This window comes from Mesoterricola sp. JemC181 (genome assembly GCF_055384585.1).
Genome location: NZ_AP045076.1, coordinates 1,402,538 through 1,419,046, shown reverse-complemented (window position 1 = coordinate 1,419,046; position 16,509 = coordinate 1,402,538). Strand labels below are relative to the sequence as shown.

The 16,509-nt window shown below is 64.6% G+C and carries 11 protein-coding genes; 2 read left to right on the top strand and 9 right to left on the bottom strand.

All coding sequences use genetic code 11. From position 1 onward, the window contains the following. Positions 1-14: 14 nt before the first annotated feature. The gene (ldhH, locus tag ACZ5MC_RS06250; RefSeq protein WP_464517318.1) at positions 15-2,147 is read right to left on the bottom strand and encodes an L-lactate dehydrogenase (quinone) large subunit LdhH; all 2,133 of its coding nucleotides are present in this window, start codon (positions 2,145-2,147) and stop codon (positions 15-17) included. After that, complete coding sequence (locus tag ACZ5MC_RS06245) at positions 2,144-2,668, bottom strand: LutC/YkgG family protein (RefSeq protein ID WP_464517317.1); 525 nt, start codon at positions 2,666-2,668, stop codon at positions 2,144-2,146. Before ACZ5MC_RS06245 ends, ldhH begins: the two co-directional genes overlap by 4 nt. A gap of 202 nt (positions 2,669-2,870) precedes the next feature. Between ACZ5MC_RS06245 and btsR the strand changes: the two genes are divergently transcribed. Next, positions 2,871-3,584: a two-component system response regulator BtsR gene (gene btsR, locus ACZ5MC_RS06240; protein ID WP_306599456.1), complete on the top strand. Its 714-nt coding sequence runs from the start codon at positions 2,871-2,873 to the stop codon at positions 3,582-3,584. A 430-nt stretch (positions 3,585-4,014) separates the two neighbouring features. Here btsR and ACZ5MC_RS06235 read toward each other — a convergent pair whose 3' ends face one another. The 4 genes from ACZ5MC_RS06235 to ACZ5MC_RS06220 all read right to left on the bottom strand — a co-directional run bounded on the left by ACZ5MC_RS06235 (position 4,015) and on the right by ACZ5MC_RS06220 (position 12,081). After that, positions 4,015-7,290, bottom strand: coding sequence for an RHS repeat domain-containing protein (locus ACZ5MC_RS06235; RefSeq protein WP_464517316.1), 3,276 nt, complete (start codon positions 7,288-7,290; stop codon positions 4,015-4,017). 1,491 nt (positions 7,291-8,781) lie between these two features. Continuing rightward, positions 8,782-9,627 (bottom strand): hypothetical protein, encoded by an 846-nt coding sequence (locus ACZ5MC_RS06230; protein ID WP_464517315.1) that lies wholly within the window; start codon positions 9,625-9,627, stop codon positions 8,782-8,784. A gap of 341 nt (positions 9,628-9,968) precedes the next feature. Next, positions 9,969-11,702, bottom strand: a complete 1,734-nt coding sequence (locus tag ACZ5MC_RS06225) for a M56 family metallopeptidase (protein WP_464517314.1) — start codon at positions 11,700-11,702, stop codon at positions 9,969-9,971. Continuing rightward, positions 11,689-12,081 carry a BlaI/MecI/CopY family transcriptional regulator gene (locus ACZ5MC_RS06220; protein WP_306599454.1) on the bottom strand — a complete coding sequence of 131 codons (393 nt, stop codon included), beginning with the start codon at positions 12,079-12,081 and terminating at the stop codon, positions 11,689-11,691. Before ACZ5MC_RS06220 ends, ACZ5MC_RS06225 begins: the two co-directional genes overlap by 14 nt. 210 nt (positions 12,082-12,291) lie before the next feature. Between ACZ5MC_RS06220 and ACZ5MC_RS06215 the strand changes: the two genes are divergently transcribed. Further along, a complete protein-coding gene (locus ACZ5MC_RS06215) occupies positions 12,292-12,594 on the top strand; it encodes a hypothetical protein (protein WP_306599453.1) in 303 nt (100 codons plus the stop codon). A 2-nt stretch (positions 12,595-12,596) separates the two neighbouring features. On the opposite strand, the gene ACZ5MC_RS06210 is transcribed toward ACZ5MC_RS06215, so the two are convergent. From ACZ5MC_RS06210 to ACZ5MC_RS06200, 3 genes are read right to left on the bottom strand one after another with little or no spacing between them, the layout of a single operon-like run. Further along, positions 12,597-13,751, bottom strand: coding sequence for a cysteine desulfurase family protein (locus ACZ5MC_RS06210; protein ID WP_306599452.1), 1,155 nt, complete (start codon positions 13,749-13,751; stop codon positions 12,597-12,599). Positions 13,752-13,760: 9 nt separating this feature from the next. Then, the gene (locus ACZ5MC_RS06205) at positions 13,761-15,434 is read right to left on the bottom strand and encodes a glycosyltransferase family 39 protein (protein WP_464517313.1); all 1,674 of its coding nucleotides are present in this window, start codon (positions 15,432-15,434) and stop codon (positions 13,761-13,763) included. Next, entirely contained in the window at positions 15,431-16,483 is a 1,053-nt protein-coding gene (locus ACZ5MC_RS06200; RefSeq protein ID WP_306599450.1) for a bifunctional UDP-4-keto-pentose/UDP-xylose synthase, read from the bottom strand. The genes ACZ5MC_RS06205 and ACZ5MC_RS06200 overlap by 4 nt, the downstream gene beginning before the upstream one ends. Positions 16,484-16,509: the final 26 nt, after the last annotated feature.

The following is a 16,509-nucleotide window of genomic DNA, read 5'->3' as shown; positions in this document are numbered from 1 at the left end:
GCCCCCTGCTCAGGTCACTTCAGACGTTTCGCGAGCCTCACGGCGGTGTGCTCGACCTTGATGCCGGACCCCAGCTTATCCAGTCCGCCCCGGATCTGCATCACGCACCCCGGACAGTCCATGGCCACGGAGGTGGCCCCGGTGTCCTTGATGTTCTCGAGCTTGCGCTCGAGGATGGGGGCGCTCAGCTCGGGCAGCTTGAGGGAGTAGGACCCCGCCATGCCGCAGCAGATGTCGCACTCCTTCATCTCGGTGACCGTGAAGCCGGCCTTCTTCAGGAGGTCCCGGGGGGCCTGCTGGGCGTGGAGGGTCCGCTTCAGGTGGCAGGAGTCGTGGTAGGTGACGGTCTCGGCCTGCTGGCCGTCCTTGAACTCCAGCCGGCCTTCGTCCACAAGCTTCTTCACCAGGGTGGCGAAGTCCAGGGTCTTGGCGGCGAGCTTGCGCGCGTCCCCGATGGCGTCCTCCATCCCCAGGCTCTCGAAGGTGGCGATGAAGTCGTCCTTGAGGGCCACCGTGCAGGTGGGGCAGGCGGAGACCACGTAGGTCACGTCCTCCTCCAGCAGGGCCTTGATGTTGTCCCTGGCGTTGCCCGCGGCGGTCTCGTAGGCGCCGTTGTAGCGCGCGGGGGCCCCGCAGCACGTCTGGCCCTCGGGGAAGACGACCTGGATGCCGGCCTTGTTCAGCACGCGCACCACGGACTCGCCCATCTCCGGGTAGGAGAAGTCGATGAGGCAGCCCGCGTAGATGGCGGCCTTCTCCTTGCACTCCGGCTGCACGATCTCCTTGAAGGTGTCCCGGAAGGGCCGGGGCGCGATGGCCGGCAGGCTCCGGAAGTCCGTGAGGTCCGACAGGAACAGCGGCAGGTGGCGGATGAACCCGCCCTTGGCGAAGGGCTTCTGGGCCACGGAGGCCGCCCTCAGCAGGGAGTGGAAGAGCCGCCGGTTGTTGACCACCGCGAAGATGGCCTTCTGGACCAGGGGCATGCCCTTCTCCACCGCCAGGCGCCTGCGCAGCTCGAGGATGAGCTCGGGGATGTCGATGCGGCCGGGGCACACGTCCTTGCAGGCCCCGCACTGGATGCACAGGCCCTGGATGTCGTCGGACTGCTTGAGCTCGTCGAACCAGGCGGTGAGGATCGTCCCGATGCCGCCCGTGTACACCTTTCCGAAGACGTGCCCGCCCACGAGCCGGAACACGGGGCACACGTTGAGGCAGGAGGCGCAGCGGATGCACTGGAGGGCCTGGCGGAACTTGGGGTCCGCCGCCATCTCCGAGCGCTTGTTGTCCATGAGGATGATGTGCAGCTGCTTGGGGCTGCCGTCGGTGTTGGGCACCTGGCCGGTGATGACCGACACGTAGCTGGTGAGCAGCTGACTGGTGGCGTTGCGCGGCAGGGCCTGGAGGATGGGCTGGACGTCCTGGAAGGTGGCCACCAGCTTCTCGATGCCGACGACCGCCACGTGGATTCGCGGCAGCGTGGTCACGAGCCGGGCGTTGCCCTCGTTGGTGATCAGCACGAGACTGCCGGTCTCGGCCACCGCGATGTTGGCGCCGGAGATGCCCATGTCCGCGCCCAGGAACCGGTTCCGCAGCTTGCCGCGGGCGAACTTCACGAGCTTGGGGATGTCGGGCTGCTGGCCCTCCTCCACCTTGGTGGAGAAGACCTCGGCCACCTCCTCCTTGGTCATGTGGATGGCGGGCATCACCATGTGGGAGGGGGTCTGGTGGCACAGCTGGATGATCCACTCGCCCAGGTCGGTCTCATAGACCTCGATGCCCTCGGCCTCCAGGTGCTTGTTGAGGTGGATCTCCTCCGTGGCCATGGACTTGGATTTGACGATGGACCGCACGCCGTTCTCCTTGGCCAGGGCCAGGATGTAGGCCTTCACCTCGGCGGGGTCGGAGGCGCGGTAGACCTTGGCGCCCGCGGCCTCGGCCTTGGCCTTGAAGGCCTCGGCCAGCTCCTCGAGATGCGAGGCGCCGTACGCCTTCACGTCGCGCACGGCGTCCCGCACGGCCTCGAAGTCCATGCCCGCGTACGCCTTTTCCCGGCTGATCTTGTAGGCTTCGGAGAAGCGCCCCAGGGCGCCCCTCAGATTGGGGTTGGCCAGGGCGTCCTGGATGGATTCCTTGAACGTGGTGGTCATGCCGCGCTCCCTTCGACGAAGACGATCACGAGGCGCTCAGGCCCGTGGACGCCGATGGTCAGTACCCGCTCGATGTCCGCGGTGCGGCTGGGGCCCGTGATCATGGACAGGTAGCCGGCCTTGGAGGGCTTGATGCGCCCCAGGACGGAAGCCATGTCGGGCAGGAGCCGGTCCGCCCCGACGAGGGCCACGTGGATCTGAGGCAGGGTCGACACCAGGCGCCCCTCCACCCCCGTGGCGTCCACGACCAGCGTGCCGGTGTCGGCCAGGGCCCAGTCCATCTGGCTGATGCCCACCTTGGCCTCGGCCGCGCGTTCCCGGGTCACGTCGTAGGAGAGGCCCGGGAAGGCCGGGCGGCCCTCAGCCTCCAGGAAGGGGCACGGGGCCCAGAGGGCGGTGCCGCCCACCTCCTTGAGGAGGCCCTGGACGAAGTCCCGGGCCTCGGCGGCCGTGCCGCAGCGGTGCACTTCGGCACTCACGGCCTCGGCGCGTTCCTTGAAAGAAGCGAACAGGTTGTCCATGGTTCACCCTGCCTTATGGCTGGAGGTTGAATGAAATGCGGTAGGACGATGATAGGGAAGGCCGGGGCGGGGTCCGCGGTGGAATCTTGCCTATCGGTTTCAATTCGGACCCAAGCGGTCCAAAACCCGCCCCGACCGGAGGCGGGAAACCCGGGAAATGCTATAGTCAACTGCAATTGTCATGTTTGTCGGAGGTCGCGGAATGCTGCGGGCGGTGCTGGTGGACGACGAGCTCCACGCCAGGGAGGAACTGGAGGCCCTGCTGGCCGAGACCGGCGAGGTCACCGTGGTGGGCACGTGTCCCGGCGCCATGCAGGGGCTGCGAACCCTGCGGGAAACGCGCCCGGACGTGCTCTTCCTGGACATTTCCATGCCCGGCGTCGACGGCATGCAGATGCTCAGCATGATCGAGCCCGAGCTGATGCCCTGCGTGATCTTCGTGACCGCGTACGACGAATACGCCCTGAAGGCCTTCGACCGCAACGCCATCGACTACCTCCTCAAGCCCGTGGAGCCCGCCCGCCTCGCCCAGGCCCTGGAACGCGCCAAGCGCTTCCTGGGAGAAGGCCGCCGCCCCGCACCCGCCGGCCCCCCCATCGACCGCATCCCCTGCATCGCCGGCCCCAACATCAAGCTCGTGGACACCGCCGAGGTGGAGAGCGTGCGTTCCTCCGAAGCCGGCGTCTACGTGGTCACGCCCCGGGGCGAGTTCCTGACGGAACTCACCCTCACGGTCCTCGAGGCCAAGGGCGCCAACCTGGTGCGCTGCCACAAGCAGTACCTGGTGAACCTGGCCTGCATCGACGAGATCGACCGCCGGGACCCCGCCGCGGCCTTCATCCGCACGCGCACGGGGAGGACCGTGCCGGTGAGCCGGCGGTTCCTTGCGCCGCTCAAGGAGCGGCTGGGGATCTAGAAAAAACCGAAATTCCAGAAATGCCTGCCCTAAGCGCATTGCCTGGAAAAGGTCGCTTCCTCTACCCGTAGTGGTCGGCGCGGAGGACACCATAACCAGCCACGGCATCCAGAGTTAATCGAAAAAGGCTATTTACCGAAAACCGCTATGCATGCCAAAAATGATATATATTCAATCAAAATTGATGAGAAAAAACAAATCATGTATAGAAAATTTCGATTAATACGCGTCATCATGAGACTATAAAAAACCGATATCATTCCAATAAGCAAAGGCAAAATCAAAGCCAACCAAAATGAAAATTCATTCATAAAATATTTAACATAGAAGCTAAATAACAGTAGGCTAACTGATATTTGGGCGATGGCTACCCCAAGCAACTTAAGCGAAACCGATAGTGCCGCGACCGTTCGCATACCCATGACATTCCTCATCGCCTAGTGGAGTTGTGGATGCGTATTGCCATATTTACGAGGGAGTCCGTGGCGCTCTTGCAGTTTACAATCACACCCAAATTCATATGTTTTTCCGAACTAATGCCTGCATGAACACGATATGCACGATCAACATCATCGACATAATCAGCACCGCCAATGAAGTTGAGAAATTGAAGATCGTTTAGCGCCTGATTTGCCGCAACTCTATCGGCTTCGGCATCCTGGACCCACGAGCCGACAAGGCCTTGATTTCCCCAACTATAGGTATGCAAAAGGGTCCCATCAGGATTCGTTGTGAATGTAAACGTATGGGAAACGGACCCGATCTTGGCAACATTGCCGGCAATCTTCCTGTTCACCCAGTATGCGCCAGCGCCACCAATTTTTTCCTTGATCAATTGCGCCTTGGCGAGCTCCATGGCTGCCCGGTAATCCCCGGAAGCTACCGCCGAGGCGAGCGAACCCCCTGGCGTCCCCGGATTGGCGACTGCGGTGGTGAAACTGAAGCGTTTGGGATCAATCGGATCTGCCTTTGGCAAAGGCGGAAATTCGACATTTGGAAGGGGAGTCGGCGGCCCACCCCAGAACGGCCGGGACCCTGGATCGGGATAGGCGATGGGAGCCGGGCCCGGGAGGGAGGGAACAGGCAACTTGGGGATCGGGGGCTCCACGTTCCGGGGCGGCCCTGGCACCGGGACGAAGGGAACCGGGTCCGGCATGGTGTCTTCCACCACAACGGTCGCTTCACCTCCATCGATCATTCCGCCCCTCATCGGCACCCCTTGCGGTTTCGGCCTGAACATGAAACCGCTGGGATCCGTGCGCAGGAATGGACTTCCAGCGGCATAGGCGAACTGGTTCGGGGACGCGAGATCAAGGCCTTGGTCGGAATTCACGAACCGCTGCCAGGCGGGACAATAGGTTCGACCCCGCATGTAGATGAGGCCCGTGGCGTCCGCCTGCAGATGTCCCGTAAACCCAGTGAGGGGACGGTATCCGGATGTGTGGAGAACCAGCGCTTCGCCGTATGCGCCGAACGCCTGACGTCCCGCCACCATACCGGTCGACCCGCTAGTGATGACCCGCGGGGTGCCGAGGTGGTCCGAATGCAGTTCCTGGATCCCGGCCTTGCCCACTTCGGCGATGGCCTGGGTCCCAAGGTAGACGACGTCCCGGTGCCAGGTTCCGTCACCCAGGTACTCCCCCAGCAGAAGGCCTCCATCCGTGTATTGGAATTGTCGGTTCAAGGACGCGTCCCCCGTGTCGTCCAGGGTGACCCGCAGACCCGATGGCGCGAAACCATAGTGCTGCAAAGCTCCGGTGGCTGAATCCTGGACCGAGGCCAGGCGCCCCAGGCCATCCCAGTTCAGAGCCAGGAATCGCTTGCCCGAAACTTGCGTTCCGAGAGTGGCGGCCTCCCCGTTGGGACTCACGACCCACCCCGTCAAGCCGCCGTTGGGCTGGAACCCCGGCATCCGGTTGTCCTCCAGGGGCCCAAGGGCGAACGCATTGAAGTCCTTGGGGACGGAGCCCGACCCGGCGTGGGTGATGGCGTTGCCGAAGGCGTCGTACCCGTGGGTGGTGCACAGATCAAAAGCCGAGGCGCGGAGAAGGCGGCCTCCCGAATCGTGCTGGAGCGTCCATTCTCCTGCCACGACCAGATGGCCGAGGGCATCGTACCGATAATTCCGGGCCTCCGTCCCATCAGCGTGGGTCAAATTCCAGGATTGGAGGTGCCGCCCATTCTCATCCCAGGTCCAGTCGCTTCTAGCCCCACTTGAGAAAAGCAGGCGGGTGCGGTTTCCCCAGGCATCGTAGTCCACAGATGCTAAGGCCTTGCCGTCCCGGGCGACCTGTACGATCCGCCTGGATTCGTCCCGAAGATAGGTCACTGTTCCGCCGGAGGGATAGGCGATCTTTGAAAGCGATCCGGATCCGTCATATCCATACCGGACGGTACGTTTCACCCCATGAATCGTCAGGGCCTCGGAATCCAACCGTCCGCCCGGCCCATCGTAGGAGAAGGCTTGGCTGATCCCATCGGAGCCGTGTTTTCCGGTAAGGAAGGGGCCGCGGTACTCCATGGACAGGCTCAGGCCCGGGCCACTCAGGCGGAGCAGCCGGCCAGCGGCGTCAAACGTCCTCTGGGTGGTGCGCTGGTTGGCATCCGTGACTCGCTTCGGCTGGCCCAAGGCCGTGAAATCCTCGAAAGTGGTCCTTCCCGTCTCGGGTTCTTCGCGATGTGTGAGGTGACCCAGGCCATCGAAGGAATAGCTCCGCGTCTGGGTTCGCCCATCAGGGTCCCTGCGCACGATCCGGGTGGGCTGGTCCCATTCCCCATATGTGGTCTCCATCTTGCCAGAGGAATCCGAACGGGAGACCATGCGTCCCCATGGATCCCAGGTCTCCACGACCGGCGAAGCCCCCTCCCGAACCATGGTCACGATGTGATGGATGCCATCTGCCCGGTATTGATAGGTGCGCTCCGGTCCCTGGATGGCGCGATCGGAAACCGCCCGGCCGAGGGCATCGTAGAGCATTTGACGAACGATTCGGGTGGCCTTTCCGTTGCATTCCTCGATGGACACGAGCCGGCCGACCGTATCGGTCCGGTAGGATTCGGTCACCCCGTCTTCGCGCAGTCGTGTTTGCAGGCGCCCGAACCCATCGAACCGCGCGGCGCCGAACTGGCTTCCCTTGCGCCACTCGCAGGTCAGCTCATCCGGATAATGGAAAGCAAGGACCGGGCTGCCAGCAACGTGGTGTGTCAAGGGACGTCCCCACAGGTCGTAGGTACAAGCCACCTTCCGCCCCCAGGAATCGGTGTACTGGGCGACCTGCCCCGTGGCGCCATAGGCCCATGCTTCAACCAGAGGCTCTTCGAGTCCGCTTCCAGTGGTGGTTTTCCTGGTGGGACCAAGGGCACCTGGGTCATACGCCCAGGTCGGCCCGGAAGCGGGAGCCCAGGATGCCACGACGCTGCAGCTCTTCAGCCTGCCAGAGGCGTCATAGACGTAGGAATAGCCCTTTTCCTTGCCACCAACTCGAACCGTGTGCTTGGTGAGCTGCTCCTGGTTTGAAAATGCACGAACGTCCTGAATCTCGAGAAGCCCCGGACGGAGGCGGGTTACGGACGCAAGAAGACCGGGACCCAACTCCAGCATGGGCGCATGGAAGGCGAAGGTACGAGTCTGCACGGTGGTCCCGCCAACCTTCATAACTTCCTCTATCCCACCATCCTTCGGCCCGGCCACCCGCAGAATCTCCACGTCCGGTCTACCGGTGGACTCCATGTGGATCCGGCCCGCCCATAATGGCCCGGTCACTTCCCCGGGTTCATAGGTGGTCGTCTCCGCATTCCCGGATTCCCCCCGTATCTGGAGAGATTTCAAGAATCCCCGTCCAGGCCCGCTGCCATTCCCCTGAAAGATAAAGGCCTCAATGATACCTTCCGTCGGCGACCCATCAGAGTAACCCTCCCTTTTTTCCACCGTCCAGCATTCCCCATCGCCAGGGCCCGCCTTCCGGGACCATGTGCTCTCATGGACCACGCCGGTCGTTCCGTCCACCCTTCGCATCCGGTTCACGCCCCGCAGCACAGAACCATCCGGGAAAGACAAGGTCTCGAACGCAATGTGGGTAGTAACGCCCCAGGGGTCCAGGACGGTGCACAGTTGACTGGCACTAGGGTCGGAATACCTGAAGACCCACTCCCTGCCCGGCACGAGTGGCGCGGTCTGGGCCTTTGGCAGACCCGGCACGAAAGCCGGTAACGGCAGACTCCCGGGGGGTCCCATCAGGATCTCGGTGGGCCGCCCGGCGGGAAAGCCTGTGGCCGGCGAGGCCCCGGATGGAGGGTGCACGGCCTGCCCGGGGTGGCCCCGGACGAGTAGGGAGGGGAATGGGATTCCGATGAAATCGGCCCTCAGGAGTTCCACCGCTCCATCAGTGGCGTCGGAAGGACCCCAGGCCACCTGGACGCCCTTCCCTTCCGCATTCGTGGCATGAAGCATCAAGGTACCTGAGCCTGGTGCCCCGGTGGACCACCACTTGAAGGCCACCCAGTTCCCGAACCGGTCCACCCAAAGCACTGGAACGCAGGCCTTCAAGGCCTCCTGGTAGGTGCATATCCGTGCAAGGTTCCTGTCCATGAGCACCTGGAACTCGGTCGAGCGAGGCAACGCCGATACCTTTGCAGCCCACTTGCCGATGCCGGCCACCGTGGTGGTGAAGCGTCCGTAGGTCCGCGTTCGGTCCGTCGCATATCCCTCAGGAGGAGCACTCAAGCCGAAGGCTCCAGGCAACCGGCCGTTTCCGACCCAACCGGACCAATCGTCCGGTCCAAGCGATGTTCCATCCTCCAGTACCTGGAGACCAGGGCATTGGCCGGGACCCGTGGCCGACCCGAACCCGAAGTGCAGGCAAGCTCGGATTCCGGGGTCGACAATCATCGGAAAAGGAGGCCCCAGAACCGTAGGCCCGGATGCAGGGATTCTGCCCGGGGAGGCCTGATACCGCAGCACAACTGGAATCTCGATGGCCCCAGGCACGACACCCACGGGCAACGTCCAGGAGAGGGCCCCCGTATCTGGCGCCACAACAAACCGACCATGCGCCTCGGGATGGACCCGTGGGTAGCCTTCGGCCGCCACCGGCAGGCCTAAGGGCATGCACAGCCCTGCCATTGCTCGGGTGAGCACAGGTGCGTTCACCTTGATCTCCGCGTGGAATTGAGTGAAAGAGCCAAAAAGGACGGGGGCCTATCGCCCGGCCTTGCCCCGCAAGAACAACGTCTTCCAGGACTCCACGGCACTTCGTGAGGCACCTGCCTTTTCCTCTCCGCAATCCGACAGCTCTGAGTGGGCAGAGCCGACCACCGTGACCGTGCCCCCGGCGCGTTCCCGATCCACCTTGGCGTGGGTCGGAATACCCAGCGGGTCTATACCGGACGCAGCGAATTTTGTTCCATGGAAATTATAGAAATCCGGCTTAAAGATTTGATTGTTCCCGCCATCCCAATCTTCACAATATGGGCAGCTACACCAAATCAATTTGTCAGCAGAGAAGACGACTGCCCGCCCACAGTTTTCAAGGCATAGCATTATTTCATTCAGTGGATAGCCGACAGAAGGCGTCCAAAGTTCGATATTCTTTTCAGTCCGCCAAGCCTTGTCGTTGCTGTATAGCGCAAGGTGGTGAAAGTCGTCACCTTCTTTGAGTGAAAGATAGGATCCTCCCGCAACTTTATAGCTTGATTTATCGCCCAGTCGCTTATACATATACATGAAATCGCCATGGCAGCATGAAAGCGGTGTCTGCCAGAAATCTGGCCGATTCTGGTAAGGCTCGGCGGGTGGGAAGAAATGGATCAATGGACGACGGTCCGGAAAGCCATGCGGCGTGAACCTCGCGGCCCAGTATGTCTTCCCGTCCCAGCCCTCAACGAGATTGATGTTGTTCGGATCTGGATTTGTATCGACAATTTCAAGTTCCCCATCGGAATTCAATCCCATCCTGAATTTTCCGTTTTCCGAAGTCAGGTATTCACCTGCGGTGAGCCTCTCACCTTCCAGGAGGAATGCCTTCGCCTCGACGTTCTGACACAACAAGGCCATCAGAAATGGCCCTAGAAGTCGGATTCCCGTCACCCTATTGGTCCACAACGTGTGTGAATAAAATATGCGCATGGCCGCTCCGTTCGTTTGTGACGTATTCTTTTACGCCGCATCCAACATGTGGCCTGCTATTCGAACTAGTTTCTGCGAAAATCAATTTTTATACATTAAAATTTAGTATTGCAATAATGCCTTAGCTTTTTGTATACCGACGCCTGCCGAGGACCTCCAGTGAACTTCAGGGCGTTGGGCGTTCAGCCACGCCTGAACTGATGGGCGCCCATCACAGCCCGGTTCGACAGCTGGGCGGGCAGCCATACAACCCACGACCTCTAATTTGCCTTCTGCAGCACGTAGAACTGGGGCCGCTGGGCGCGGAGCGTGTAGTCGCCGCTCTTCCATTCGAAGAAGAGATAGGTCGCTCCGCCCATGCGCCGGATCTGGTAGGCGGAGGCGGTCTTGTCGGCGGCGCTCAGCACGAGGCCCCGGGTCCAGGTGGACTTCTCGCTGATCCGGTTCTCCCGGAATCCGAACCGGGTCCTCCCCCCGTCCAGGAATTCGATCCGGTTCAGGAAGAGGTCCCCCATCGACCCGTTCCTGCCGGGATCGAAGGCCTCGGGCGTCCTCACGAAATCGACGGCGACCCACGTTCCCCGCACGTCCGGGTCGTCCACGAAGGGATAGTCGATCCTGTCCTCCACGCGCGTCTCGGGAATCACCAGGCGCTCGTCCCGCACCAGGACGTACCATTTGGGCCTGCGGTGCAGGTAGACGTAATCGCCGCTCTTCCACTGGAAGAAAAGGTAGTCCTTGCCGGCCAGGGTGCGCACCTCGTAGGCGGACGCGGTGTGTTCCCCCGGATGGAGGAACAGGCCCTTCGTCCACGACCAGGCCCAGTTGGTGGTCCCGCCGGGGCGCACGAAGAGCTCCTTGAGGAAGAGATCGGACTTCCACTGGCGGCCTGCGGGGTCGAAATCCTGGGGCTCCGCCACGAAGTCCACGGAACGCCAGCCTCCCAGCACCTGGGGATCCGTCACGAAGGGATAGTCGACGCGATCGACGATGGGCCTGCCGGCGACCTCCTCCGCATGCATCCGCACGCCCAGGGCGCAAAGCGCCACGGCGGCAAAGGCCAGAGAGGGGGCCAGGGTCCAGTGGCGGCGGGGTGCGGCTGCGATCATTCGGATCCTCCTTTTGAAGTGGGTGGCGTTCTCGGAAACGCCGGCGAGGCCGGGCAGAAGCGTGGGCGGGACGGGTTCCAGGAGCTTGATGAGGGTGCGGCCGTAGCCGGGGCCCTCGGGAGAGGTGAGCCTCGCCAGCACCTCCTCGTCGCAGGCCAGTTCCCGGTCCCCCCGCATCTGGTGGAAGGCGATCCACACCAGCGGATTGAACCAGTGCAGGAGCTGCAGGGCGGCGCAAAGCCACCCGAAATGGATGTCCATGCGCCGGAGGTGGGCCAGTTCGTGCAAGAACACGTGGCGGAGCTCCTCGCCGGAGAGGTTCTCCACCAGTGCAGGCGGCATCAGGAGGCGAGGGCGGATGAAGCCGAAGAGCGCCGGTCCCGGCACCCGGTCCGTGACCACGATGCCCAGAAGCGTTCGCACCCCCATGGCCCGCTTGCAGTCCTCCAGCTGTTCCAGCACCCGCTGCGAGGTGAGGACCCGGCCGCGGCGCACGGCCACCCATAGCCGGAGGTTCACCTGGGCCAGGCGCAGGGCCAGGATCAGCATTCCCGCCAGCCAAACGGTCTGCGGCGACGGCAAGGGAAGGCCGGGCGCAGGTGCCCCCGGCGCGGCGGCCTCCCTTTCCACGGCGCGGAGGGCCTTCTCCCCGGTCAGCGCCAGGGCGGGAGGAGAGGGCACCGCGAAACTCCGGCTCACGGAAGGCCGCCACGTCACCACCAACGACACCAGCAGCAGCACCCAGAGGGAGGCCTGCCACCGCGCCGACCAGCGGTTGCGCACCAGGGCCCGCACGCCCAGGATCAGGAGGATGACGGGAATGGCCTGCAGGGATTGGGACAAGGTCCTCGCGCCGGCGACCGCAAGGAGATCAGCGGCCGTCATGGGAACCTCCCTTCCTGTCCAGGAGCTCCTTCAGCCGGGCGATCTCCTCCGGACCCAGGTCCTCCCGCTCCAGGAAGGCCGCCAGCATGGGGGTTAGCGCGCCGTCGAAGACCCGGCGCAGGAAGGAGGAGCTCTCGGCCCGCACGCAATCCGCCTCCGAGGCGATGGGGCTGTAGAGGTATTCCCTCCCCTGCTTGACGAAGGCCAGGGCCTTCTTGGTGACGAGGCGGTTGATGAGGGTCTTGATGGTGGCCGGTCCCCAGGACGTCTTCCCGGTCAGGCTTTCGACCACCTGGCCCGCGGTCTGGGGGTGGGAACGCCAGAGTTCCTTCATCACCACCCATTCGGAATCGGAGATTTTCGGTACGTTCGGTTTCATGGGGTCTCCCGCATGATTACAAACGTAATCTGATTACAAATGTAGTCAAGCCCCTTTTCCGCGCACCGCGCCCCGGGGGGTCTTGAGATATTGACTCGATTTCACGCCGCACCATACTTTGACGTCCGCACCGGGGGCCAGGGCGAACCCCCTCCCCGGCCAGGACCCACAGCCAAGGCGCCCCCGGGGCGCCGTTCAGCAGGAGGTCCCATGTACACGGTCATGCGTCACTACCAGGGCCAGAAGGAACTCGCCGCCGAGCTCACGAAGCACGGCAAGGAGGTGGAGAAGATCATCAGCGCGGTGCCGGGCTTCCTCGCCTACTTTCTTGTCAACGGTTCGGACGGCGTCACGACCATCACCATCTGCGAGAACCGCAAGGGGTGTGAGGAATCGACGAAGATCGCGGCGGACTGGCTCAAGAAGAACCTCCCGAACCTGAGGATAACGGCTCCGCACGTGGCCTCGGGCGAGGTGCCGCTGGCCTTCGACCGGATCCACGCCCACGCGTAGGTTCAGCGCCTTCCGAGGGGCCCCTGGCTCCTGAGTTCCGACAGGATCCCCGGCAGGACGGCCTCCACCCGGGCCACCTCGTCCTCCGTGGTGTACCGGCTCAGGGAGAACCGCACGGCGCCCATCGCGTCCGGGGCTCCCATGGCCCGCAGCACGTGGCTGGGCTCCTTCTGTCCGGTGGTGCAGGCGCTGCCGGTGGACACGCAGACCCCGGCCTCGTCCAGGCGCAGGAGCACGGCCTCGCCCTCCACCTCCCCGAAGCTGATCATCGAGGTGTTGGGCACCCGGGGCGCCTGGGCGCCGTTCACGGCCGAGCCCGGGATGCGGTCCAGGATGAAGGCCTCCAGGCGGTCCCGCAGGGTCCGCACCCGGGAGTCCCCGGCCAGGTGGGTGCGGGCGAGGTCCGCGGCCACGCCAAGGCCCACGATTCCCGGCACGTTCTCGGTGCCGCCGCGCCTGCCGCGCTCCTGGCCGCCGCCGATCATGAAGGGGCGCAGGCGCAGGCCGCGCCTCAGGAAGAGGCCGCCGGCGCCCTTGGGGCCGTGGAACTTGTGGCCGCTGAAATTGAAGAGGTCCACAGGGATCCGGGCGAGGTCCACGGGCACCTTGCCCAGGGCCTGGGTGCCGTCCACGTGGAGGAGGACGCCCCGGGCCTTCACGATGCGGGCGATGTCCTCCAGGGGGAAGAGGACGCCGGTCTCGTTGTTGGCGGCCATGACCGACACCAGGGCGGTGGCGGGGGTGAGGGCGGCCTCCAGCTCCGCCAGGTCCAGGCGGCCCTGGGCGTCCACGCCCAGGACGGTCACCTCGGCGCCCTGCTTGCGCAGCCAGTCGGCGCAGGCCAGGACGGCGCTGTGCTCCACGGCGGTGGTGATGAAGTGGCGCCTGGCGGGCAGGGCCTCGAAGACCCCCCGGAAGGCGTGGTTGATGCCCTCGGTGCCGCCGCTGTTGAAGACCAGTTCGGCAGGAGCGCAGCCCAGGAGCGCGGCCACGCGTTCCCGGGCCACGACCACGGCGCCTTCGGAGAGCCTTCCCAGCCCGTGCGCGCTCCCGGCGTTGCCGAACTGGTCCCCCAGGAAGGGCAGCATGGCCTCCAGGGCCTCGGGGGCGAGGCGGGTGGTGGCGTTGTTGTCAAGGTAGACTGGGGCTTCCGGCATCCGCCTATGCTACCTCAGAACCGCCAGGAGGTTCTTGTCGGTGCGGACGGTGACCTGGAAGGCCGCCTTCTGGTCCTCGGGCAGGTCGCGCCAGGCCCAGCGGTCGATGAGGGCGGCCACGGGGCGGGAGGGATCCTCGGCGCGCAGGCGCTGCGCCATGGGGAGGAGCTGGTCCAGATCCTCCTGGAACCAGCGCGCGCGGGTGCCGGGATCCAGGTGGTCGCGGCCGTAGGCGAGCTCGCCGGTGCCCGCCACCACCACCACCCGCTCCCCGGTGAGGAAGGGCAGCACCTGGTAGTAGTCGCCGCAGCTGATCCACTGGGCCCCCGCCGGGGCCTTGCGGATCAGGGAGCTGGCGTCCTTGGTGGGCGGGGCCACCCGGCTGGCGGCGAAGGTGAGCAGCAGCAGGGCCGCGCCCAGGCCCGCCATGAACCTGGGTCCGGTGAGCGCCCTGGGCCGCAGGCCCCAGCAGCCCATGGCCAGGAAGGCCACGCCGAGGGCCAGGATCCAGGCGGGTCCCGTGAGGTCCTTGACGATGAAGGGCGCCGCCAGGAACAGCACGCCGAGCACCAGGAGCTCCCTTCCGGCGCGGGCCAGGGCGGTCCATTCCTCCCCCTCCTTCTCCAGCGCGCAGGCCAGGGCCAGGAGCGGGACGATGGCGGGATGGATGTAGGGGGGCAGCTTGGAGCCCGAGAGGCTATAGAAGAGCAGCGGGACGGCGGCGCCCAGGATGACGGTGGCCACGGTCCACCGGATGAGGGGCGCGCCTTCGGAGACGGGGCCCGACGTCCGGCGCAGGAAGGCCACGCCCCGGCGCAGGCCCGTCACGCAGGCGCCGAGCCAGGGCAGGACGCCCACCGCCAGGAAGGCCGTGAAGTAGAACTTGTCGAGGACGGGGTTCTTGGAACCGGCGCGGTCGTGGACGTGGCTGGTGTACCTGGCGAAGTGCTCGTGGATGAAGAAGAAATTCGCGTGGCCCGGATTGGCCCGCTCCACCAGGAGGAACCACGGCGCCGCGACGGCGGCGAAGAGGAGCCAGCCCAGGGGGTCCAGGAGGGTCCTCAGCAGGGCCGAGCGCATGCGGGGCGCGGACCAGGCGAAGGGCAGCGAGCAGATGAGGATCCCCCCCACCAGCACCGGCGCCGCCAGCCCCTTGGTGAGCATGGCCAGGGCCATGGACCCGAAGGCCAGGAGGCTCCAGCCGGTGGCGGGGCGCTCCTCGAAACGCGCGGCCACCGCCTCGATGCCGGCCACCAGGGCCAGCACCTGGAAGGCGGAGAAGAGCGCGTCCAGGGTGAGCACCTGGGCGCAGACGTAGGCCAGCACGGCCGTGGCGGCCATGAAGGCCGCCCAGGTGGCCTGGCGCGCCCCCAGGCGCGTGGCCAGCTTCCACGCGCACCACAGGGTGATGAGCGTGGCCAGGGCCAGGGGCAGGCGCGCCGCGAAGGCGTGCAGGCCGAAGGCCTTCATGGAAAGGGCGGAAAGCCAGTACTGGAGGGGCGGCTTCTCGAAGTAGAGGACCTGGTTGAGCCGGGGCGTGAGCCAGTCCGCGCTCGCGAGCATCTCCCGGGGGATCTCGGCGTAGCGGGCCTCGTCAGGTTCCCACAGGGGGCGCATGAAGAGCGGGACCAGGCCGAGGAAGAGCCAGATCCAGAGGAGGGTGCCCCGTTCCTTTTTCGTCAACCCTCGGTCTCCACGATCTTCTCCATGGCCTTGTGCTCTTCCACGAAGAAGTCGATGGCCTTGCGCAGGGCCTCCTTGATGCCGATCTTCGGATCGAAGCCGAAGGTCTCGCGCATGCGCCGGATGCTGGGGGTGCGCACCAGGACGTCCTGGTAGCCCTTGCCGTAGAAGGCGCCGCTGGTCTCCTGCACGATGTGCGACAGGGGGATGTTGCGCTCCAGGCGGAAGGGGTGGTCCTTCCAGATCTCCAGCATGCGCTCGGCGATGTCCTGCACGCTATGGTCGTTGGCGGGGTTGCCGATGTTGAAGATCTTGCCGTCGGCCTTGCCGCCCTCGTTGCGCAGCACGCTCATGAGGCCGTCCATGGCGTCCTCGACGTCGCAGAAGCAGCGGCGCTGGGCGCCGCCGTCCACCAGCTTGAGGGGCTCGCCGTTGAACAGGTTCCAGGCGAACTGGGTCACCAGGCGGCTGGAGCCCTCCTTGGCGGTGTTGAGGCTGTCGAGCTTGGGTCCCATCCAGTTGAAGGGGCGGAACAGGGTGAACTGGAGGTTGTCCCGGAACCCGTAGCCCCAGATGACGCGGTCGAGAAGCTGCTTGGAGGTGGAGTAGATCCACCGCTGCATGGGGATGGGGCCGGTGACCAGGGCCGAGGTCTCCTCGTCGAACTCCGCGTCCGGGCACATGCCGTAGACCTCGGAGGTGCTGGGGAAGACGACCCGCTTCTTGTACTTGACGCACTGGCGGACGATGCGGAGGTTCTCCTCGAAGTCCAGCTCGAACACCCGCAGGGGGTCGGTGACGTAGACCTTGGGGGTGGCGATGGCCACCAGGGGCAGCACCACGTCGCAGTTCTTCACGTGGTACTCGATCCACTCCTTGCTGATGCTGATGTCGCCCTCGCGGAAGTGGAAGCGGGGGTTGTCCAGGTACTCGGCGACCTTGTGGTTGCCGAGATCCATGCCATAGACTTCCCAGGTGGTGTCGCGCAGGATGCGGCCAACGAGATGCGACCCGATGAATCCGTTCACGCCAAGGATGAGGATTTTCACAATGAGCTCCGTTCACAAAAACAGTC